Source organism: Micromonospora sp. CP22, from assembly GCF_009712475.1.
Lineage (GTDB): Bacteria > Actinomycetota > Actinomycetes > Mycobacteriales > Micromonosporaceae > Micromonospora.
This window is the reverse complement of the sequence record NZ_VCJO01000002.1, coordinates 438,459-460,336: the sequence shown is the minus strand read 5'-3', so window position 1 is coordinate 460,336 and position 21,878 is coordinate 438,459. Positions and strand designations below refer to the sequence as shown.

Genomic DNA, 21,878 nt, shown 5'->3' with positions numbered 1-21,878 from the left:
GCGTACACCGAGGTGGGGCGGGCTGTGGACATCGACTTGCTGGCCTGGACGCGACGCCCCCGCCCCGGCGGGTGGGTGCGGTTCGCGACCGCCGAGGGGTGGGACGAGTGGCCCTACGACGCCCTCGCCGCGCTGACCCGCCGGTCGGCCGGTGCACTGGTCGCCGCCGGAGTGCGTCCCGGTGACGTGGTGGCGCTCGGGCTGGCGGGCGGCCCACGGTTCGTCGCCATGTTCTTCGGCGCGCTGCTCGCCGGGGCGACACCGGCCCCGCTACCGCCGCCTGCGGCCTTCGCCAGCGCCGACCGCTACGACGCGCACGTCGACCGGATGCTCGGCTGGTCGACGCCGATCCTGGTGGTGCACGACGAGGCCGCCGTCCGCGCGGGTGAACTGGCGGCCGTGCGGGGCGTCGACGCCGCCCCGGTGGACGCGCTCCTCGGCGCGGCCCCCGACGCCGATCGCGAGCCGGGTCGGCCGCTGCCGGACGTGGCGATCGTCCAGTTCACCTCGGGCACCACCGGTCCCGCCCTTGGCGTACGGGTCGCCACCGGCTCGTTGACCGCCAACCTCGGCGCGATCGCCCGCTGGCTGGGCATGACACCGGCCGATCCGACCGCGTCATGGCTGCCCGTGCACCACGACATGGGGCTGGTCGGATGCCTGCTGCTGCCGGTGACGGTCGGTGGTGACCTGTGGTCGATGCCGACCGTCGAGTTCCTCCGCCATCCACTGCGCTACCTGGAGTGTTTCGGGCGGCACGGGGCCCGGCTGACCGCGATGCCGGCGTTCGGCCTCGACTACGTGACCCGACGGGTAGGCCCGGAGAGCCTCGTCGGCCTCGACTTCGGCGCCTGGCGCTCGGTCATCGTGGGCGCGGAACGGATCCCGCCGGCCACCCTGCGCCGGTTCGCGGAGTTGCTCGGACCGTTCGGTCTGCGCCCGACCGCGCTGCGACCGGCGTACGGCCTGGCGGAGGCGACCCTGGCGGTCACCGGGGTGCCGTCGGGCGCGCCCTGGCGCGCGGTGACCTCGCCCTCCGATGGTGAGGTGGTGGGGTGCGGCACGCCGCTGGCCGGGGTCACCGTGTCGGTACGCGACGCTGCCGGGCAGCCGGTGGCACCGGGACGGGTCGGCGAGATCGTGGTCGGTGGTACCGGCGTCGGGTCGAACCCGGTCCACACCGGCGACGCCGGTTTCCTCCTCGACGGGGAGCTGTTCCTGGTCGGTCGGCTCGGCGACGGGGTGAAGGTCCACGGCCGTTTCGTCTTCGCCGCCGACGTGGAGACCGCGATCGCCGCCGACGGTGACATTCCGCTGGGGCGGGTGGCCGTGCTGGCCGGTAGCCGGGGCGGCCGACCGACCGTGGTCGTCGTGCTGGAACGTCCGCAGCCCGGCTGGTGGCAGCGGTCCGCCGCGGCGCTGACCGGCCGGTTCGTCGGCGCAGACCTGGTGGGGGTGACCGCCACCGCCGGAGGCATCGCCCGCACCACCAGCGGGAAGCCGCGTCGAAGGGCGATGTGGGAGGCGTTCCTCGACGACCGGTTGGGCCCGGTTCAGCCGCTGACGCCGAGCCCGAGTTCGAGCGCCGAGACCACGGCGTCGAGTTCGTCGACGAGATAGAAGTGGCCGCCCGGCCGCACCAGCTGCCGGTACCGGCCGGTGGTGAAGCGCGCCCAGTCCGCCAGATCGGCCGGATCGACATCCGGGTCGTCGTGCCCGCCGAGGGCGGTGACCGGGCAGGACAGCGGGGGAGCGGGCGCCGGCCGCCAGGCTTCGATCAACTGGTAGTCGCCGCGCAGCGCCGGCATGATCAGGGACCGCAGCTGGGGATGGTCCAGGGTTTCCGCGCTGGTGGCGTCCTGTCGGCGCAGCTCGTCCCAGAGCGCGTCGTCGGAGCCCAGGTGCAGATCGCCGCCATGGTGCCGGGCGGGCGACGGGTGAGCGGAGACGAACAGGTGCCGTACGGCGAGGCCACGCCGGTGCTCCAGGCGGCGGGTCACCTCGTAGGCGACCGCGGCACCCATGCTGTGCCCGAACAGCGCCACGCCCGTGTTCCGGGTCAGCGGCATCAGGGCCTCGGTCACCCGGTCGGCCAACTCGTCCATGTCGGTGACGCAGGGCTCCGACAGGCGATCCAACCGGCCCGGGTATTGCACTGCCCAGGTCTCGACACCGTCGGGCAGCAGGGCACCCCAGTCGCGGTAGAACAGCGCGTTCCCGCTGGCGTGTGGCAGGCAGACCAGGCGTACCCGGGCGGTGGGGCGGGGGTGGAAGCACCGCAACCACTGGTCGACGAGGTTACTCACCGGCTGCGGCCTTCCCGGCCTGCGCCAGCGCGGCGACGTCGGCCGCGCCCAGCGGGTCCAGCTCACCACCGGTGATCAGTTCCGGCGGCCCGAGCAGCGCGCTGACGTCCTGCCAGAGCTGGCACAGGGTGAGTTGGTACTGACCGTCGGCCCGGGCCGGACCACCGGGGATGTCGCGTCGCAGCTGGTCGACGGCGGCGGCGACACCGGCCGGCCACATGGTGGCGAACAGTTCCTCGTAGGAGGCCGAGGTGTCCGGTCCGAGCACGACCGTGCTGGGTGCGGCCCGGACGTCGACCGCCTGGTCGAAGTGGGCGGACGCGCCCGGGTCGGCCACGGTACGGGGGAAGACCGGCCGGGCTGACCAGACGACCGGGCCGTGGGTGCCGACGAGCGTGAGGTTGCCCGCGTCGGTGCCGATGGTGACCCGGTGCAGCAGGTGGGCGTAGTTGTCCGGATCGGCGGGATCCAGCTCGTTCTGAATGCGGATCGTCGTGGGTACGCCGGCGAGCACCCCCTCCAGCGTGCGGAACGGTGGCGTCCGATCGGGCCGGACCGACGCCCCGGGCACCGCTGGTGGGTCGAAGGACCAGGGGCGTAGGCCGGACAGGGCCAGCCCGAGGATGTCGAACAGCGAGTAGGCGAGTTGGAAACCGCAGGCCGCGTCGACGTAGCGGGGGCGCTGCCGCCGGAGCAGTTCGCGGACCGCGCCGACGAACCGCCGGACCGGGGGCATGTGCCGGTAGAACGGGTTGAGCCGGTAGATGACCCCGTGTCGCCGGGCGGTCCGCAGGCAGTCGGCCAACTCGTCATGGTGCAGCGGGTGTTCCTGTAGGACGTGCACTCCGCGCGCCATGAGCCGGTTGGCGAGTTCGGTGCCGGGGCCGCCCAGCAGCCCGCCCCGGATCACCACGCAGGCGATGCGGACGTCGTCGGGCAGCTCGTCGGGGTCGCGGTAGAGCGGGACACCGTAGCGCGCGGCGCACGCCTGGGACCGCTCACTGCCCCGGGCCAGCACGCCGGCCAGCCTGATCGGCGCGTCGGTGGCCCGGAACGCCTCCAGGTAGACCTGCCCGAACCGGGTGCCGGCCACGACCACGGGGGTACGACTGTCACCGGTCACAATGTTCCCTCCCGCCAGTGGAGACCGTCGGTGCTGTCGACCTCGACGATCCGGGTGACCGCGTCGGCCTGTCGGAGCGCGGTGACGGTGGTGACCGGATCGAGCAGATCGGCGGCGTGGTGGGTGCCGGGCGGCCCGCCCTCGTCACGCAGCAGGATGGCGCAGTGGGCGACCATCGCTCCGGTCAGCTCGCTCGCCCCCCGCCCCCACAGCGCCACCGACCGTGCCGACCCGTCCGCCCCGCCGACCTCGACCACGATCACCTGGTACGGAGTGCGGCCGAACAGGTCGAGCCGGGCGGCCCGACGCAGCGCCTCGCCGGTGGGGCGCTCGGGTGACGCGGCTCCGCGCAGCAGTGCCGCCACCTGACCGTCGACGAAGGCCGAGTGCCAGCGCACCTCGGTCAGTCCGGCGGCGGCGGCGATGCGGGCGGCCTCGGTGCTGAGGAAGGGCATCGACAGCACGGGTTCGGGGAAGAACGGCACGGTGACCGCCCGGCCGGTGGGTGCCGACGGCACCAGGCGACCGGCGTGCCACTCGACGTGCGCGGTGCCGAACTCCTCGGCCCGCAGGTAGTCGGCGGCACCGGCCGGGCTGAAGTGGTCCCGGCCGCCCACGTGGCCGGTCAGCCGGTGTACCGGCGTCGGCGTGGTGGCGATCAGGTAGCGCGGCAGGACACCACTGAGTCCGGGCATCATGCCGGCGGAGAGCACGGCGCACCGGTCAGTGCCGGCGGTCAGGGGCGTGATCAGGTCGGCCAGCCGGTCGTCGCCGGCCGGGTCGACGTAGTGCGCGCCGACCGCGAGCGCGACCCGGGCGACCCGGTCGCCGACCACCGTCGACGGCCCGGCGCAGTTGGCGACCACGGCGGCACCGGAGCAGAAGTCGTGCAGGGCTGCCGTGTCGTCGACGTCGAGCCGGGTCACCGGGGTGCCGTTCTCCGCCGGTCGACGTGCACCCAGGCGCAGTGGTCCGCCGCCGCTGGCGGCCAGGTGACGAGCGGTGGCACGGCCGACCGCCCCCGAGGCGCCGACGACGGCGATGACACCGCCGTCCGGGGTGGTGCGCCGGCCGCCGATCACGTTCGCGTCCCGCCGTCGGACAGGGCCGCCGCGAGGGTCTCCGGCGCGGCCGGGAGGCGATGGCGGGGCGACGCCACCGTGACGACCTGCGCGGGGTCGAGACACAGGTCCGCCCAGAACTCGTCGGTGTCCTCGTCGTCGACCGGGCGGACGAGCGTGACGTCCCCGGCGTAGAGGGTGGGTCGGTGGGCGGCGAGGACGGTGTGCAGCGCGGTGAAGGTGGACAGCTCGTCGGGCGACGGTTCCCGGCCGGTCTCCTCGACGAACTCGGCCCGCATCGCCTCCGGATCCAGCGACCCGTGGGCGGGGCGGCCGCCGACGATCACCAGCTGGTCGACCACGACGCCGCTGTCGGCCAGCGCCCGGCCGATCTCCATGGCCAGCAGCGCCGTGTACCCGTAACCGACCAGCCGTACCGGTCCCGGGTCGGCGGCGCTGACCGCTCGGGCCAGCTCGGCGGCGAGGCGGTCCAGGTCGAGGCCGGTGCCGAGGGCACGCACCGTCGAGGCGTCCACACCCTGCACGAACGCCCCGTCGGCGGCTGCCGCGAAGGTCTGCCACAGGGCCAGGGAGCCGGCACAGTCGTGCACCACGGTCAGCGTCGGACCGTCGTCCGTCCGGCTCCGCAACGGCACCACCGGGGAGCCCTCACCGGTCACCGGTTCGTCACCGGCCGCCGGGGCGGTCGAGACGGTCCGGTCGGCGCCGATCCACCGGGCCAGTTCCCGTACGGTCGGATGCTCCAGCAGTTCGCGCAGCAACTCGTCGAAGTAGAGACCTTCGGCTTCCGGAATCTCGGCCTGCACCTGACTGGCGATCCGGGCCGAGATGAGGGAGTCACCGCCGAGCGCGAACAGGTTCGCGGTCGGCTCGACGGTGGAGAGCCCGAGCGCGGTGGCCCAGATGGCGGCGAGCCGGCGTTCCAGGTCGCTGCCGGGTGCGGCGGCGGAGATCCCGGTGGTGTCGGTCTGCGCGCCCTCAATGGCGGGTCTCGGTGCCAGGTCTCGCAGCGCCGCCCGGTCGATCTTTGCGTTGTCGGTCAGCGGCAGCGTGTCGAGCACCTGGAACGCGGACGGCAGCAGGTAGGCCGGAAGCCGCTCGGCCAGGTGCGCGGTCAACTCGTCGGGGGTGACGGCGGCCCGGTTCTCCTTGAACCGCGTGGCGAACAGTCCCATGCCGAGGGTGCCGGCGGGTTCGTCGCCGTCGGGCAGACTGACCGTGCTCGTGCCACCGGCTCCCGCCAGTACGCCGAGCCACGTCGCCGGATCGAGGAAGGTGTCGCCGGTGTCGGCGCGTACGTCGGTGAACTCGCCGGCCGCCCTGTCGGGGGAGAGCAGGAGTTCGAGCGAGGTCATGATCTGGTAGTGGTCGCGGGTCATCTCCAGCGCCACCAGCCAGCCGCCGGGTACGACCAGCTCGGCCAGGCTGCGCAGGGTGCGGTCCACGTCGGTGCACGCGTGCAGGACGTCACCGGCGATGACGAGGTCGAAGGTGTTGGGCGACAGCCCCTGGTCGCGGGCCGGGAGGTTGAGGTCGAGGGTGGCCCAGCGCATCCCGGCTTGTTCGGCGAACCGTTCCCGGCTGTGCGCGAGGAAGAACGGGGACAGGTCGGTGCACAGGTAGTCGACCTCGATCCCGTCGAGGGCGGCGAGGATCGCCGCCGTGGTGCCGCCGGCACCGGCACCAACCTCCAGCACCCGCAGCGGCGAGCCGGTCGGCCGGTCCGCCGCGATACGGCGTACCGCACCGGCTGCGGCGGCATTGGCCCACCTGTTGAACGGCGCGTCCTCGTAGAGCCTGCGGGAGATGTCGATCGACCCCTCCGGGAAGAGCAGGTCACGTGCTCCGGCGTGGTCGAGGAGCAGGTCCGGCAGCCGGTCCAGGCTGGCCCGGAAGTAGCCGACCAGGCTGGCGTCCTCCGGGGCGGTGAGCCGATCGACCTCCTGCCAGGCGGCGTCCACATCGGACTGCTCGACCGGCCGGTCGAGCCGTAGGCCGGTGCCGGTGGACGCGAGGTAGCCCTCGGCGGTGAGCGCCCGTAGCCAGCGACGGACCAGACGGCGTCGGGGGCCGGCCACCGCGGCGATCTCGTCGGGTGTGTGCACCGCGTCCGGGGCCCCGAACAGCCCGAGCCGCCGCAGTGCCAGCACCATCCCGGGCAGCGCCGCCCGGTCGAGCGCCGAGGTGAACCGGCGGTACGCCCCGAGGTCCACCCCGGGCAGCGCCTCGGCACCGGCGTCGCGGGCGCTGGCGGCGACCGGTGCCTCGGCGGCGGCACGGTCGGTCGGCGGGCGGCCCGGTTGGTGGGCCGGTTCGACGAAGGACACCAGCCGACGCCCGAGGGGTGGTTCGCCGACGGCGATCGTCACGGCGCGGCCGACGGCTGGATGGGTGACCAGCGCGGCGTCCACCTCGGCCGGTTCGATCCGGTACCCACGGATCTTGACCTGGTGGTCCTCGCGGCCGAGGAACTCGATGTCGCCGTTCGGTAGGTACCTGCCCAGGTCGCCGGTGCGGTAGAGCCGCTGCCCGGTCTCCGGGTGGATCGGGAAACGTTCGGCGGTGCGGTCGGCGTCGCCGAGATACCCGTCGGCCAGGCCGACGCCGCCGATGAAGAGTTCGCCCACCACGAGATCGGGACGGGGGCGCATGGCCTGGTCGAGGACGTGGAACGACTGGTTGGTCAACGGCCGCCCGTAGGGGATGCTCGGCCAGTCCGGGTCCACCTGGTCGATCGGGTGGAAGATCGACCAGATCGCCGCCTCGGTGGCGCCGCCGAGGCTCACCACGCGGGCCGCCGGTAGGTGCCGACGGACCGCGTCCGGCAGCGGCACCGGGATCCAGTCGCCGGAGAGCAGCACCAGCCGGAGGGCGTCGAGACCGGGGGTGGGCGTCGCGGTCAGGTAGTCGACGAGCAGCTGCATCTGGGCCGGGACGGAGTTCCAGATCGTCACGCCGTGGGCCACGACCAGCGCGGCGAGGTGCGACGGATCGTTGCGCCGGTCGGTGGCCGGCACGACCAGGCAGCCACCATGGCTGAGCGGGCCGAACATGTCGTAGACCGACAGGTCGAAACCGAGCTGGGAGAGGCCGAGGATCCGGTCGTCGGGTCCGACATCGAAGCGGACGTTGACGTCGGCGACGGTGTTGAGGGCGGCCCGATGGCTGATCATGACGCCCTTGGGCACGCCGGTCGAGCCGGAGGTGTGGATGACGTAGGCGAGCCCGTCGGGGTCCACGGGCGGGATCTCCGGCGGCCGGGCGGCGGGCGGACAGGTGGCCACGACGATCGAGGTCGTCCCCGGGCCGGTCGCGTACCCGGGGTCGGTGAGAACGAGCCGGATGCCGGCGCGTTCGATGATCTCGGCCCGGCGACGGGGCGGATGGGCCGGGTCGACGGGCACGTACACCGCGCCGGCCAGCAGCGTTCCCAGCACGGCGACGAGCTGGTGACAGCTGCGGTCGAGGGTGATGCCGACCAGCTCACCCGGGCGGCAGCCGGTCTTGAGCAGCGCGTCGGCGACACCGTTGGCGTGCACCAGCAACTCGCCGTAGCTCATGGTGCGGTCGGCGTCGATCACGGCCGGTCGGTCGGGGTGCCGGGTGGCCTGCGCGACGACGCCGTCGTGCAACAGACCGGCGGGCACCGGCCCGGCCGTGTCGTTGACCGTGGCCCGGCGCCGGGCCTGGGCTTCCGGCAGCCCGACCGGGTACGCGGCCGACCAGGCCGAACCGTCGGCGAGCCGGGCCAACAGGTCCTCGTAGGCGGCGAAGGCGTCGTCGAGCAGGGCGTCGGGAAGCACTCCCTCGCGGGCGTCCCAGGTGGTGGAGAGCCCGCCGTCGCGCTCGATGTTCTGGCAGTCGATCCAGACCTGCGGGGTCTGACTGATGCCGTGGCCGAGGGTCGGCGCGTCCACCGGGGTGGGCGTGTCCAGCCCGATCGCGCTGGTGAACACGATCGGGAAGATGGCGGCCCCGGCACCGCTGCGTCGGGTGATCTCACGCATCACCTCGACGCCGCTGAACGCGCGGTGGTCGATGTCCTGCCACAGCCGTAGCTGCGTCTCGCGGGCACGGTCGGCGAAGGTGGCCCCGGTGCCGTCGCGGGCCAGCAGTGAGACCGAGGTGAAGTCGCCGACGAGTTGCGACACCTGCGGATGCAGGGGCAGCCGGTTGAGCAGGGTGACGTTGATGGTGAAGGCGGGATTACCGCTCCACGCCGCGATGACCTCCTGGTACGCGGTGAGCACCGCGGTGGACGCGCTCACCCCGTGGCGGCGTGCCTGGTCACGCAGCCGGTCCCAGTTCTCCGGCGACACGACGGCGGCCCGCCGCCGGAACCGGGGCTCGGGAGGCGACGGGAGCACGGGCAACGCCGGTGCCGGAGGCAGGTCGGGCAGCCGGTCGAGCCAGTAGCGGCGGGCCGCCTCGTGGTGCGCCTCCCGCCAGCGACGTTCGGCCGCCAGATAGTCGCGGAAGGTCAGCTCCAGCCGGGGCAGCTCCGCGTCGGGCTCCAGGTAGAGCCGGTGTACCTCGTCGAGGATCACCTGCACACTGACGAAGTCGGCGACCAGGAAGTCGATCGAGGCATGCACGACCGCGGTCTCGTCGTGCAGGGTGAGGCGTACCTCCACCAGCGGCCACCGGGTCGGATCGGCTACCCGGTGGTCCAGTTCGGCGCGGTTGCGCCGCACGGCGGCCTGGTACTCCTCGACCGGCTTGCCGCGCAGATCGCAGACGGTGACCGGTAGCGGTGGCGGATCGGGCAGCACCCGCTGGGTGCCGGCCAGGTCGACGACGGCGCGGAGCATGTCGTGCCGGCGTACGACCTCCTGCCAGGCGCGGACCATGCGTGCCTCGTCGACACCCGGGTAGGTCAGCTCGCCGTAGCCGTGGCAGGCCACCCCGCCGTAGGCGAACGTGCCGGTCCGGCCGAGCAGGTAGGCCGACTGGACGTCGGTGACCGGGAACGGCTCGTGTCGGGCGTCCGGGTCGGCCACGACCTCGGGGGTGCCCTGCTCCAGGTACGCGATGATCTCCTCGCGTACGGCCCGGACCGCGTCACGCGCGTTGTCGTCGAGTACACCCTGTGGTGCCCGGAACCGTAGCTGCCCGTCGTCGACCCAGAGCCGTACGCCCTGCTCGGCCAAGGATCGCACCAGCCGCGCCGCCGTAGTGTTCACAGCACCCCCTCGTCCACCGGTCCGCTGGTCAGCCTCGACTGCTGGTCCACGACGGCCGCCATCTCCGCCAGCGTCGGCGCGGCCAGCACATCGCGTAGCGTCAGCTCGACGCCGTGTTCGCGGCGCAGCAGATCGACCAGCCGGGTGGCCAGCAGGCTGTCACCACCGAGTTCGAGGAAGTTGTGTCGGCGGCCGACGCACGGGATGTCCAGCAGCCGGGTCCACGCCGCAGCCAGCAGGTTCTCCGCCGGACCGTCGGGTGGCTCGTCACCGTCGGTCGACGGCGCGTCGAAGAGCCGGGCCACGCGGCCCCGATCGACCTTGCCGTTCGCGGTGACCGGGAAGCGGTCCACCGTCACGATCAGCTCCGGAACCATGTACGCGGGCAGTCGCGCGGCGAGCTGACGACGGATCTCGTCGGGCTGTGCGTGGTGACCCGGCTCCACCTGCACGGCCAGGACGAGCCGACGGCCCCGCGCGGCCGGCACCGCGAGCGCCACCGCGCCGGTGACTGACGGCTGCCGTACCGTCATCGCCTCGACCTCGCCCAACTCCACCCGGTAGCCGCCGATCTTCACCTGGAGATCGGTCCGGCCGAGTAGTTCGAGCGTGCCGTCCGGCCAGTAGCGGCCCAGGTCGCCGGTGCGATACCAGCGACCGCCCGGACCGTCGACGAAGGACGCCGCGGTCAGCTCCGGTGCACCGCGATAGCCGAGCGCCAGGCCGACCCCACCGATGTGCAGCTCGCCGGCCACCCAGTCGGGGCAGTCGAGGCCACGCGGATCCACCACCCGGAACCGTTGGTTGCGCAGCGGCCTGCCGTACGGGATCGAACGCCAGCCGTCCTCGACGGTGCTGACCTCGTGGAGGTTCGACCAGATCGCCGCCTCGGTGGCACCGCCGAGCGAGACGAACCGAGCCCCGGACGCGGCTGCGGCGACGAACCGGCCCGGCAGGTCCAGGGAGATCCAGTCACCGGACGCCAGGCCCAGCCGCAGGGTCCGCAACTCACCGGGGTCGGCTGCGGTCAACAGCATGTCCAGCAGGGCTGGCGCGGAGTTCCAGACGGTCACTCCTCTGGCCGCGACCAGCGCCGCCCACCGTCGGGGTTCCTGCCGCTCCTCCTCGGCCACCAGCACCACCGTGCCGCCCGCGCCGAGGACGCCGAACAGGTCGTAGACCGACAGGTCGAAGTCGAGGGCGGACACCGCGAGCACCCGGTCGTCGGGACCGACCGCGAACCGGCGGTTGATGTCGGCGATGGTGTTCAACGCGGCCCGGTGGGTGATGTCCACGCCCTTCGGCGTGCCGGTCGAGCCCGAGGTGAAGATGGTGTACGCCAGCGCGTCCGGTGCGACCGGCACGGCGGCGGGCAGCGGGTCGGCCGCCAGGTCGAGGGTGACCACCGGGACGACCTCGGTCGCGCCGGGCAACCCGATGACCAGCCGAACGCCTGCGGCGCGCAGGATCCGGTCCCGGCGGTCGGCGGGCTGGTCGACGCCGAGCGGAAGGTAGCTCGCACCGGCGGCCAGTACCCCCAAAACGGCCACCACCTGAGCAGGTCCACGGGGCAGGCTCACCGCCACCCGGTCACCGGTCACCACTGCGGCGTCGCGCAGTAGGCGGGCGACCCGCAACACCGAGTCGGCCAGGTCGCCGTAGCTCAGACCGCCGTCGTCGGTGCCCCAGGCCAGGGCCGGCGCGTGCGGCCGACGGGCCGCCTGGGCGAGGAACCCGTCGAGCAGGCTGCCCTCGGGTAGCGGGCCGACGGTGTCGTTGATCGCGTCGCGGACCCGTCGCTGCGCCGCCGGTAGGAGGTCGGGTGCGGGCTGCTCCCACGACGCGTCGGCGAGCCACTCCAGCAGTTGGCGATAGGCGTCGAAGGCATCATCGAGCAGCCCCTCGGGGAACAGCTCGTCCACCCCGTCCCAGGTCAACACGAGCCCGCCGTCGCGCTCCATCACCTGGTTGTCGAGCCACACCTGCGGGGTCTGGGACAGACCGTGCACCAACTCGCCGAACGGGAACCGCAGCTCGGTCAGCTCGTCCGCCACGCCGAGGGCGCTGGTGAACACCACCGGCATGGTCGAACCGGCGTCGCGGTCCCGGCGTTGCCGCTCGCGCAGCACCCACAGAGCCGACACCGCGCCGTGCTCGACGCTCTCCCACATCGCCTGCTGCACCTGGCGGACCGTCGCCGTCCACGCCGTGCCGGGTGCGAGCCGAGCCGGTACGAGGGCCAGCGACGTGAAGTCGCCGAGGACCCGGTCGACGTGTGGGTGCACGTCCCGCCGGTTGAACATGGTGACGTTGAGGGTGAGTTCGGTACTGCCCGACCAGCGTCCGAGCACCTCTGCGTACGCGGCCAGCAACACCCCGGCGGGGGTGACCCCGGCCTGCCGGGCCCGGTCCCGCAGGGCCTGCCACTGCCCGGGGGTCAGCCGCGCCTCCCGCCGACGGAACCGGGGTCGTCGCACGGTGTCCGGATCGCGGGCCAGCGGCAGCGCCGGTGGCGGGGGTAGCTCGGCCATCCGCTCGTGCCACCAGGCTTCGGCGGCGGCGCGTACCTGCGGGGCCGGGGCGGCCTGGGTGACGTAGTCGCGGAAGGTGATGTCGACCGGTGGGAGTTCGGCGGTCGGGTCGCGGTAGAGCGCCGACAGTTCGGCGAAGAACCGCACGATGCTCAGCGCGTCCAGCACGATGTAGTCGAAGCTGAACCCGATGGCCGTGCGATCGCCGCCGTAACACACTGCGCGGACCTCAAGCAGCGGCCACCGGTGCGGGTCGGGAACCCGCTCGGAGAGCGTGCCCCGCATCCGGGTGACGGCGTCGGCGTCGGCCCAGGTGACGCCGATCCGGAAGGCCGGCACCCGGGCCAGTACGCGTTGCCGCCCGTCCTCGTCGAAGATCGCCCGCAACATGTCGTGCCGTTCGACGAGCCGACCGATGGCCGCCTCCAACCGTCCGATGTCGACACCCTTGCCGTCGAACTCCCAGTACCAGTGCGAGCCGACCCCGCCGAGCGCGAAGTCGTCACGGCGGCCCAACCAGTAGGCCCGTTGCACGTCGGTGGCGGGGAACGGGTCGTGGCGGTGCGCCGGATCGGGCACCACCGGGGCCACCTCGCAGTGACCGGCCGGTAGGTCGGAGAGGCCGGCGGCGAATTCCGCGAGCACCGGTGTGGCGTACAGGCGGCTCAGTTCGGCACCGCCGAAGCCGTCGGCGGCCAACCGGGCCAGCATCCGGGTGGCGACCAGGCTGTCACCGCCGATCGCGAAGAAGCTGTCATCGCGGCCGACGACGTCGAGCCCGATCAACTCGGCCCACAGTTGCGCCAGCCGCTCCTCCCGCGCGCCCACCGGGTCGCGGTGAGCCGGGCGTACCGGGGCGGAGGCGAGCAGGTCGGTGATCCGGCGACGGTCGAGCTTGCCGTTGGCGGACGAGGGCAACTCGGCGAGCACGGTGAACGACTGGGGCGTCATGACGCTCGGCAGCCGGTCCCGGACCCATTCCTGCAGCGCCTGCGGGTCCACCGTCCGTGGATCGTCGGCGGCCGGCACCACCGCCGCCGCCAACCGTTTCTGCGCCGCCGTGCTGACAGCCACCACGACGGCGTCGGCAACGGCCGGGCAGGCCCGCAGCACGGCTTCGATCTCGCCGGGCTCGATGCGGTGGCCACGAAGTTTGATCTGGTGGTCGGCGCGGCCGAGGAACTCCACCGTGCCGTCCGGCCACCAGCGGGCCAGGTCACCGGTGCGGTACCAGCGCAGACCGTCCCGGTCGACGAAACGATCGGCGGTCAGGGCGGGGTCGGCACGGTATCCGTGCGCCACCGACGCGCCGCCGATCCACAGCTCTCCCGGAACCCAGTCGGGGCGGTCGGCACCCCGTCGGTCGACCACCCGTAGCCGTTGGTTGGCCAGCGGTCGCCCGTAGGGCACCGCCGACCAGTGCGCCGGCGGTACGGGTGGGACCTCCTGGATCGTGGAGTGGATCGCGGTCTCGGTGGTGCCGCCCAGCGCGACGAGGCGTGCCGCCGCCGCGACCCGGGCGAGCCGTGTCGACAGGGCGGGGCTCACCCAGTCCCCACCGACCAGGGCCAGCCGCAGCGGCACCGGTTCGCCCTGTTCGGCGGCGGTGGTCAGGAACGTGTCGAGCAGCAGCGGCACGGACTGCCAGACGGTGACCTGCCAGGTGGTGACGAGCCGCCACCAGGCCGTGACGTCGCGCCGCTCCTGCTCGTCGACGACGGCGAGGGACGCCCCGGTGCCGAGCGCCCCGAAGATGTCGAACACGGACAGGTCGAAGTCGAGGGCCGACACGGAGATCAGCCGGTCGTCCGGCCCGATGGCGAACCGGCGGGTCAGGTCGTCGATGGTGTTGAGGGCGGCGGCGTGACCGACCTCGACGCCCTTGGGTTCGCCGGTCGATCCGGAGGTGAACAACACGTACGCCACCGGGTCGGTGGATGGCGGCACCGGGGCATCGGCGCTCGGCTCGGCCGGGGCGATCGTCTCGACCACCGGTTCGGTGTCGGTGTCGGCGGTGATCGTCAGCCGTACGCCCGCCCGAGCCAGGATGGCGGCCCGGCGCGGAGCCGGCTGGTCCGGTCCGACCGGCACGTACACCCCGCCGGCCCGCAGCACGGCGAGCACCGCCGCCACCTGCCAGAAGCCCTTCGGCAGGGTGACGGCCACCCGGTCGCCGTCGCGTAGGCCGCGACCGGTGAGCGTCGCGGCCAGGGCGTCGGCCCGCCGGGCCAATTCGCCGTAGTGCCATCGGCCGCCGCTGCCGCAGAGCGCCACCCGGTCGGGTTGCCGTTCGGCGTACGTGAAGAAGTCGTCGGGCAGCCGCCGTCGCCGCACCGGGGCGTCGGTGTCGTTGACCGCCGCCCGGCGGGCGACCACCGCCGGGTCGAGCGTCACCGGCAGCGGTCGGTCCCAGTCCTGCTCGGTGACGAGCCGGTCGACCAGTCGTTCGTAGGCGTCGAACATCGCGTCGACCAGGCCGGATGGGAACAGCTCCTCGACCACGTCCCAGTTCAGCAGCAGGCCACCCTCGCGCTCGGTGACCTGGAAGTCGAGCCAGACCTGGGGTGTCTGCGATGTCGTCCAGCCCGGCGTGCCGAAACAGTGGCGGACCTCGGGCGCGAAGAGGTCGCCGAGGCTGAGCGCGCTGGTGAACACCACGGGCGCACCGACCGCCTCGGTGCCACGGGTCCGGGCCAGCTGGCGGAGCACCTCGACACCGCTGACGCCGCCGTGGGACAGGTCGCGGCGCAGTTGGTCCTGGAGGGCGGTGGCCCGACCGGCGAACGTCTCCGCCACGGCCACGTCCACCTCGAGGAGGACGAGGTTGGTGAAGTCACCGACGACCGCGCCGATGTCCGGGTGCACCGGGCGGCGGTCGTAGCGCGGCAGGCCGAGCACGAACCGGTCGTCCGCGCTGAACGCGGCGAGCACGTCGGCGAAGGCGTTGAGGAAGGCGACCGCCGGGGTGAGTCCGTGTCGGTGCGCGGTCTCGCGTACCGCCGTCGCCGTGGCCGGGTCGAGACTGCGGTGCCGGCGGCCGACGCGGTGGCCGTGGACGGCGGCGGGTGGGGCCGCCAGTGGTAGCTGCGGCGGGCCGGGCAGGGTGTCCTGCCGCCCACGCCAGTAGGCCACGTCCTCAGCCGGGGGTTGTTCGGCGCTGGTCGAGGCCAGGTACTCGGCGTACGACAGACCGATCGGGGCCAGGTCGTCGCGGCCCAGGTAGAGAGCGGCCAGGTCGGCCAGGAGCACCCGGAAGCTGTGGGCGTCGGCGACCAGCATCTCGATCTGCACGTGGACCCGGGTGCGGCCGTCGGGCAGCAGCGAGAGCTGCACGTCGAACACCTCGCCCACCTCCACCCGCATCCGGCGGTGGGACATGTGGTCGCGTACCCGCAGCAGCGTCTCGTCGCGCTGCTGCGGCGGCAGGTCGCGCAGGTCGTGGACGGTCAGCTTCCAGTCGGAGTCGGGCAGCACCCGCTGCTGGGCGTCCGCGAAGGTGGCCCGCAGCATCGGATGGCGACGGATCAGCGCGCGGACCGCCTCCTCCAGCCGGTCGGGGTCGACGCCCGCGCCGTCGAACTCGTTGCAGAAGTGGGCACCGACCCCGCCCAGCGGTACGCCGTCGGAGCGGCCGACCCAGTAGGCGTGTTGCATGGTGGCGAGCGGGAACGCGGCGGTGGCGTCGACCGGCTCGACCGGTGGTGGCGCGGTCTGCGGGGCGGTTCCGGGCAGCGCGGACATCAGGTCCCACCACTGCCGGACAGTGCGCCACTGGAACAGGTCGCCGTAGGTGATCGGCACCCCGGCAGCCTGCCAACCTGCCGCCAGCCGCATCACGCTGATCGAGTCCAGCCCCAGATGCAGCAGATCGCTGTCGTCGTCGAGCTGTGTCGGCGAGCAGCCGAGCAAGTCGGCGACATCGCGCCGGACGTCCGCGAGGGTCATTGCGCTCGCGTCGGTGGGATTCTGCACCGCGCCTCCCAGCATGACCGGAACGGGCGCTAGCTAATCAAAGGGGGTGGGTGCCGTCGAGCGGATCGACCACACGGCGGCGGTCCACGGAGAGCATCACTTGGCCGGGATGGACTGTCCGCTGAGACTGGGCCGATGCCGACCAACCTGCCACCCAAGGTCGATCCCCTGGAGATCCTCGACGACCCCTATCCGACGTACGCCGAACTGCGCGCGGCCGGGCCGCTGTGCCGCTTCGGACCGGGTGTCTGGGGGGTGACCCGCCACGCCGACGTGACCGCGCTGCTTCGCGATCCCCGGCTGGGCAGCGAGTTCCCCGCCGACTACCACCGGATCTCCGGTGGCGGTGGCGCGGCCACCCAACTGCTGCGGCGGATCCTGCTCTACCGCGACCCTCCCGCGCACACCCGGCTGCGCCGGCTGGTCGGCAAGGCGCTGACCCCGGCCGTGGTCCGCAGGATGCGGGCCGACATCGCCGCGCTGGCCGACGAACTGCTCAGCGCGGCCTGGGCGCGGGGCGAGTTCGACGGGGTGGCCGAGGTGGCCTACCCGCTGCCGGTGCGGGTCATCTGCCGCCTGCTGGACCTGCCCGTCGCGGCCGGCGACGAGCTGCGGCAGCGCGCCACCGACCTGGGCCGCGCCTTCAACCAGATCGTGCCGCAGGAGGCCGGGCCCCGGGCCGACAGCGCCGCCACCTGGCTGCGGGGCTACGTGGCCGACCGACTGGCGGGCCGCCGTGCCGACCCCGACGGCGATCTGCTGTCCCAGCTGTTGGCGGCCGAGGACCAGGGCGACGCGTTGACCCACGAAGAAGTAGTCGACAACGCGGTGTTCTCGTTCTTCGCCGGCTTCGAGACGACGGTCCACCTGATCGCGACGGGGCTGGCCGCGTTGGCGGGCGACGATTCCCGGCAGCGGCAGCTGCACCAGGATCCGACGCTGGTCCCGACCGCGGTCGAGGAGTTCCTCCGCTACGACAGCCCGATCCAGGGCGTCGCCCGGTTCGTCCGGGAGCCGATCGAACTCGGCGGACGGATCATCCGTCCGGGGCGGGTGCTGGTGCTGATGCTCGGCAGCGCCAACCACGACGAGGCGGTCTTCGCCGACCCGGGACGGCTCGACATCGCCCGCCGACCGAACCCGCACGTGGCCTTCGGCGGTGGCGCCCACCTGTGTCTCGGCGCGTACCTCGCGCGGGAGGAAGCCACCGCGGTCCTCGGCTGGCTGGCGCGCCGAGGCGAGTTGTTGCGGCCGTCCGGTGCGGCGGCACGTGAGCCGGGCAGCCCGTTCCGGGGCTACGCGCGGCTGCCGTTGCGGGTCAGGACCGGCTGACCCCGGGGTCGGCCGGCGACACCTCCAGGACGGACAGGGTCGCGGTCGGTATCACCCGCAGCAGACGTAGTCCGGCCTCGACGAGTAACCGCTCCATGTGCTCGGGCGACCGGTGGGATCCGCCCGTCAGCACCAGGGTGTGCACGTCGAAGAGTTTGGCGACGTCGAACACGTCGCCGGGGGGCAGCACCGCCTCGATCAGGATCAGCAGTGAGTCGTCGCGCATCGCGGTGCGGACCCGGCGCAGGATCGACACGGTGTCCTCGTCGTCGAAGCCGGGCAGCACGGTCTTGAGCAGGTAGCCGTCGGCCCCGACCGGGAGCGGGTCGAAGAAGCTGCCGGGAACGATCCGGCAGCGGTCGGCCACGTCGGCTGCGGCCAGCACGTCCGGGGCGGCCTCGACGACGTGTGGCAGGTCGACCAGGACACCGCGCATCGCCGGGTTCCGGGCCAGCAGTCCGGCGAGGAACGCGCCGGTGCCACCACCGACGTCGACGACGGTGCCGAACCGGGCGAACGGGTAGGCCGGCAGGACGGTGCGCAGGTGCAGCCGGTTGACGCTCTGCATCCAGCGGTCGGTCCGCGCGCTCTGCTCCGGCTCGGCCGCGAGGTAGCTCCAGTAGTCGACGCCGTGGGCGAGCGGAAAGCCGGGCTCACCGGTGCGCAGCGTCTCCGCGAAGAAGGCCCACGCCCGCAGGTCCGCCGGCAGCAGCGGATAGGCGTCGCGCAGCGACAGCGGGTGCTCGGCGCGCAGCGGGCGGGCCAACGGGGTGAGCCCGAACGTCTCCGGCTCGACCTCGGTGAAGACGCCCCGCGCGGCCAGTGCCCGCAGGGTCCGCAGCAGCGTCGGCGCGTGCACGCCGAGCCGCTCGGCGAGCTGGTCGACCGGCAGCGGTCCGTCAGCCAAGTGGTCGGCGACGCCGAGTTCGGCGACCGCCCGCAGCGCCAGGGGAGTCACGTAGTCGGCCAGGTCGGCGAGCTTCGCCACGGCGGGCAGGTCCAGGGGGATCCGGTCGGCGCTCACCGGGTCACCGCCCCGGGCGGCGGCAGCAGGTCGAGCCCTTCCAGACCTCGGACGACCCGGTCGGTGAGCAGGTCGACCTGCCGCAGCGCCCGGCACACCCGGGAGAAGATGGCCTGTCGATAGCGGACCATCAACGGGTCGGTGGCGGCGAACTCGGCACCGTCCCGAGGGTCGACCTCCAGCCGCTCCCAGACGTCGACGAGCAGGAACCGACGCCGGATGAGTTCGGCGGCGTCCAGCACCAGTTCCTCCCGTTCGGCCCGCTCGGCGCTGGTGAGTTGCTGATAGAGCCCTTCCAACGAGAGCACGCCGAAGGAGACGTGGCGGGCCTCGTCACGGCCGACTCGACGGGTCAGATCCTTGATGAGTTCGTCGTGGAACGTCGACTCGGCCAGCCGGAACGCGGCCATCGCGACCGCCTCGACCATGATCTGCATGCCGAGTGCGGTGACATCCCAGCGCGACTCGGTGAGTACGTCGTCGAGCAGGTCCCGCAGCGGCGGTGAGACCGGGTAGGAGTTGTCCACCTTCTCCCGCAGGTAGCGGGAGAAGACGTCGAGGTGCCGAGCCTCGTCGATCGCCTGACTCGCGGCGCACAGTTTGCTGTCGAGGTCGGGGAGGCTGCCGACCAGCCGCCCGGCGACCACCATCGCCGCCTGCTCGCCGTGCAGGAACTGGCTGACCATCCACACCTGCAGCTCCCACCGGAAGGCGTCCCACATCGGTCGGCCCCGATCGGCCAGCGGTGAGGCGCGGAACGCCGACATCGCGAAGGCCGAGTCGTCGGGCAGCGGCGACCCGTACGGCACGGTCAGGCTCCAGTCGACGTCGTCGGCGCTCCACTGCGCCCGGATGCCCCGTTCGTACAGCGTGCGGAAGGTCGACCCGAGGTGGTCGGCGTAGTTCCAGTCAAGATGTGTGTCGATGGATGACGAGACAGAATGCCTGGACACCCTGGCGACGCTAGCGGAGGCGGGGCCGGCAGGGTACGGGTGTGGGATGACACCCATCCTCGCTCCCGGCCCCGACAGCGTGACGGCACCGGCATCGGTGTCCCAACGTCTGCTGTGGATGATCCAGCACTACCGTTCCGACTTCGGGGCACTGAGTTGCCCGCTGCTGTGTCGCATCAGTGGTCCGGTCGATCTCGACCGGCTACGGGCCGCGCTCGACGAGGTGGCGCGTCGGCACGCCTCGCTGCGGACCACCTTCCAGGGCCGGGGTGCCCGGCTGTCCCAGGTGATCCACCCACCCCGGCCGATGCCGTTCGAGGTTCGGGACCTGTCGGCGACCGCCGACCCGAGTCGGACGCTGGCTCAGGAGACGGTCGAGGAACTGGCCCGGCCGGTCCCGGTCGACCAGTGGCCGACCAGGGCGACGGTGTGGCGGCTGGCCACCGACCACCACGCGCTCTGCCTCAACCTGCACCATCTGGTGACCGACGCGTACTCGACCGGGGTGCTGCTGGCCGACCTGGCCACCTGCTACGGCGATCCGGGCGCCCCGACCGGCGACAGCTGGTCCTACGCGCACTTCGCCCAGTGGCAGCACGACCGGCTGCGCGGACCCGAGTTGGACCGTCAGCGGAGCTACTGGCGTGACCGGTTGGCCGGCGGGCAGTTGCCGTCACTGGGTCGGCCCACCGGAGCGCGTCCCGGTGGGCCGGCGGTGGCCGAGGCCGGCTTCCCGGCCGGGGTCCTGCCGGCGGTGCGGGAGTTGGCCGCCCGGATCGGCACCACGCCCTTCGTGGTCCTGCTGGCCGCGTTCTACACCAACCTCCACCGGCACACCGGTCAGACCGACGTCTGCGTGGCCTCGATGTACGCCAACCGGTCGCGGCCGGAGGTCCGCGAGACGGTGGGGCTGATCGCCAACATGGTGCTGCTGCGGACGTTGGTGGACCCGGCGGCGAGCTTCCTGGACCTGGTGCGTGCCGCCCACCGCACCGCCGTCGGCGCGCTGGTCAACCAGGACCTGCCGGTGCAGATGCTGCCGGCCGGTGCCGCCCCGACCGGGCCGGGACGTCCGGACGACGTGGTCTTCAACGTGATGGCCGATCTCGCCCGTGCCGCGACCGTCCGCGATGTGACGTTCGAGCTTGAGCTTCCGGTGCAGTTGGGCAGCCGGTTCCCGCTGGAGCAGACCGTGGTGCCGATCGGTGCCGAGCCACGCGCCGTGCTGTTCCGGGCCGACGACCGGATGACCGACGACACCGCCGCCGAGTTCCTCGCGGGATACGTGCGGATCGTCGGCGACGGGGCCGTCGATCCCTCGCGGCGGGTCGTCGATCTCGCCGGTCGGTCAGCTGGCCACGTCGTGTGACGCCGGCTCGGTGTCGTCGATGATGGCCTGCAACTCCTCGGCCAGCTGCTGCCACGCCTGGGCGCAGCCGACCGCCAGTTCGGCGATCGTGTACCCGCAGTGTGGCGGGATGTGCGTGACGATCCGATTCCAGTCCGGTGTGTCCACCACGTGCGAGTCGAGCCAGCGCAGGATGAACCGGCCGGCGTCGGTGTAGCGCAGCGACGGGTCCTTGCGCAGCACGTCCATCACGATCGAGGTGGGTCGGGGGTGGGCGAAGGCCGTCGCCCGTGGTCGGTTGCCTCGCCGCCGTGTCGACTGGCCGGCCCGGTCCGTCGCCGAGTCGTCGTCCGCGGGTCGCATGCTCGCCGGCAGCGGGTTCTCCCCGGAGCTGATGCGGAGCCGTACGTCCCGGGCGGTGCTCACCGACACCCCGGCTGCGCTGGCGATGTCGCGCAACGACGCCTCCGGTCGGCGGGCGATCACCTCGGCGGCCCGCAGTCGCCCCTGCGCCGGCTCCAGCGGTCGGGTCCGGCCGTCGCGCCCGATCCGCATGTTCGACTGCGCAATCGAGTCAGTCGAACTGCGGATCGTGGCGACCGTCCGTGGTCCCAGCCGGGTCACCTCGGCGACCGCCCGGTCCGACCACTCCGGGAACAGGGCGATGATCCGCCGGGCCGCCTCGCGCCGGTCTTCGAGGGTGAGCGGCAGGCCGTGGGAGGTGTTGGCCTCGACCGCCCGTACGAACGCTTCGCGGGCCTCGCCGGTGAAGAAGACGACGGCGATGTGCTGTTGCCCGTTGAGCCGTGCCACCTGTACGCGGTGCTGGCCGTCGACGACCCGCATGGTCTCCCGATGGACGAGGATCGGCGGCAACTCGGTGCCCGCCTCGGCAAGCGTCTGGATGTGGCCTGGGTCCTCCCCGGCGAGCCGGGGGGAGTCGCCCAGAACCAGTGCGGAGATGGGAACCATGGTCGGGCGGTCGGTCGGTCGGCTCGATGCGTCAACAGAAGTGATCACGTCT

11 protein-coding genes are annotated in these 21,878 nt (G+C 72.8%); 3 read left to right on the top strand and 8 right to left on the bottom strand.

The window, feature by feature from the left end:
* Positions 1 to 24 precede the first annotated feature (24 nt).
* Entirely contained in the window at positions 25 to 1,620 is a 1,596-nt protein-coding gene (locus tag FF096_RS05395) for an AMP-binding protein (protein ID WP_309222730.1), read from the top strand.
* On the opposite strand, the gene FF096_RS05390 is transcribed toward FF096_RS05395, so the two are convergent.
* Genes FF096_RS05390 through FF096_RS05370 form a run of 5 tightly spaced genes read right to left on the bottom strand, consistent with a single transcriptional unit; the run spans position 1,554 to position 16,197 of the window.
* The gene (locus FF096_RS05390; RefSeq protein ID WP_309222729.1) at positions 1,554 to 2,306 is read right to left on the bottom strand and encodes an alpha/beta fold hydrolase; all 753 of its coding nucleotides are present in this window, start codon (positions 2,304 to 2,306) and stop codon (positions 1,554 to 1,556) included. The genes FF096_RS05395 and FF096_RS05390 overlap by 67 nt on opposite strands.
* Complete coding sequence (locus FF096_RS05385; protein ID WP_309222728.1) at positions 2,299 to 3,429, bottom strand: Gfo/Idh/MocA family oxidoreductase; 1,131 nt, start codon at positions 3,427 to 3,429, stop codon at positions 2,299 to 2,301. Before FF096_RS05385 ends, FF096_RS05390 begins: the two co-directional genes overlap by 8 nt.
* Positions 3,426 to 4,511, bottom strand: a complete 1,086-nt coding sequence (locus tag FF096_RS05380) for an NAD-dependent epimerase/dehydratase family protein (protein ID WP_155215221.1) — start codon at positions 4,509 to 4,511, stop codon at positions 3,426 to 3,428. Before FF096_RS05380 ends, FF096_RS05385 begins: the two co-directional genes overlap by 4 nt.
* On the bottom strand, positions 4,508 to 9,694 hold the full coding sequence (locus tag FF096_RS05375) for a non-ribosomal peptide synthetase (protein WP_155215220.1): 5,187 nt from the start codon (positions 9,692 to 9,694) through the stop codon (positions 4,508 to 4,510). Before FF096_RS05375 ends, FF096_RS05380 begins: the two co-directional genes overlap by 4 nt.
* On the bottom strand, positions 9,691 to 16,197 hold the full coding sequence (locus FF096_RS05370) for a non-ribosomal peptide synthetase (RefSeq protein ID WP_309222727.1): 6,507 nt from the start codon (positions 16,195 to 16,197) through the stop codon (positions 9,691 to 9,693). Before FF096_RS05370 ends, FF096_RS05375 begins: the two co-directional genes overlap by 4 nt.
* A gap of 135 nt (positions 16,198 to 16,332) precedes the next feature.
* Here FF096_RS05370 and FF096_RS05365 point away from each other — a divergent pair, with 135 nt between their 5' ends.
* Positions 16,333 to 17,529 (top strand): cytochrome P450, encoded by a 1,197-nt coding sequence (locus tag FF096_RS05365; RefSeq protein WP_155215219.1) that lies wholly within the window; start codon positions 16,333 to 16,335, stop codon positions 17,527 to 17,529.
* Here FF096_RS05365 and FF096_RS05360 read toward each other — a convergent pair.
* Complete coding sequence (locus FF096_RS05360; RefSeq protein WP_309222726.1) at positions 17,516 to 18,553, bottom strand: methyltransferase; 1,038 nt, start codon at positions 18,551 to 18,553, stop codon at positions 17,516 to 17,518. The genes FF096_RS05365 and FF096_RS05360 overlap by 14 nt on opposite strands.
* Positions 18,550 to 19,506: a ferritin-like domain-containing protein gene (locus FF096_RS05355; protein WP_230462280.1), complete on the bottom strand. Its 957-nt coding sequence runs from the start codon at positions 19,504 to 19,506 to the stop codon at positions 18,550 to 18,552. The genes FF096_RS05360 and FF096_RS05355 overlap by 4 nt, the downstream gene beginning before the upstream one ends.
* 46 nt (positions 19,507 to 19,552) lie before the next feature.
* Here FF096_RS05355 and FF096_RS05350 point away from each other — a divergent pair, with 46 nt between their 5' ends.
* Positions 19,553 to 20,875: a condensation domain-containing protein gene (locus tag FF096_RS05350; protein WP_196222464.1), complete on the top strand. Its 1,323-nt coding sequence runs from the start codon at positions 19,553 to 19,555 to the stop codon at positions 20,873 to 20,875.
* Here FF096_RS05350 and FF096_RS05345 read toward each other — a convergent pair.
* The gene (locus FF096_RS05345) at positions 20,855 to 21,826 is read right to left on the bottom strand and encodes a ParB/RepB/Spo0J family partition protein (protein ID WP_155215216.1); all 972 of its coding nucleotides are present in this window, start codon (positions 21,824 to 21,826) and stop codon (positions 20,855 to 20,857) included. The genes FF096_RS05350 and FF096_RS05345 overlap by 21 nt on opposite strands.
* Positions 21,827 to 21,878 lie beyond the last annotated feature (52 nt).